Origin of the sequence: Cupriavidus sp. BIS7 (assembly GCF_000292345.1) — a bacterium.
In the GTDB taxonomy this organism is placed as follows: Bacteria; Pseudomonadota; Gammaproteobacteria; order Burkholderiales; family Burkholderiaceae; genus Cupriavidus.
In genome coordinates this window covers 1-533 of record NZ_ALOU01000114.1, presented here as the reverse complement: position 1 = coordinate 533, position 533 = coordinate 1, and the positions used below count along the sequence as shown (strand labels likewise).

Below are 533 nucleotides of genomic sequence, written 5' to 3'. Positions count from 1 at the left end.
GCGCCGTTCGGGCCGATCAGGCCGACCTTGTCGCCGCGCATGATCGTTGCGGTGAAATCGCGCACGACAACCTTGTCGCCATACACCTTCGACACATCGATCATTTCGGCCACGATCTTGCCCGAGCGGTCTGCCTGCGAGACCTCGAGCTTGACGTTGCCCTGCACCTCGCGACGCGCGGCGCGTTCCGCGCGCATCGTCACCAGCCGCTGCACGCGCGCCACGCTGCGCGTGCGGCGTGCTTCCACGCCCTTGCGGATCCACACCTCCTCCTGCGCCAGCAGCTTGTCGAACTTGGCCTGTTCAACGGCCTCATTGGCCAGCAGTTCGGCCTTGCGCGTCTGGTACGCGGCAAAGTTGCCCGGGAACGAGACCAGCCGGCCGCGATCGAGCTCGACAATGCGCGTGGCCACGCGGTCCAGGAATGCGCGGTCGTGGGTGATCAGCAGCACGCTGCCGCGGAAGCCCATCAGCAGGTCTTCCAGCCAGCGGATGGCCTCGACGTCGAGGTGGTTGGTCGGCTCGTCGAGCAG

Annotated in this window: 1 pseudogene; it reads right to left on the bottom strand. The window is 66.8% G+C overall.

Annotated elements, in window-relative coordinates:
* Nucleotides 1-533 (bottom strand): annotated as a pseudogene (locus tag B552_RS27975) (ABC transporter ATP-binding protein); the annotation flags it as partial.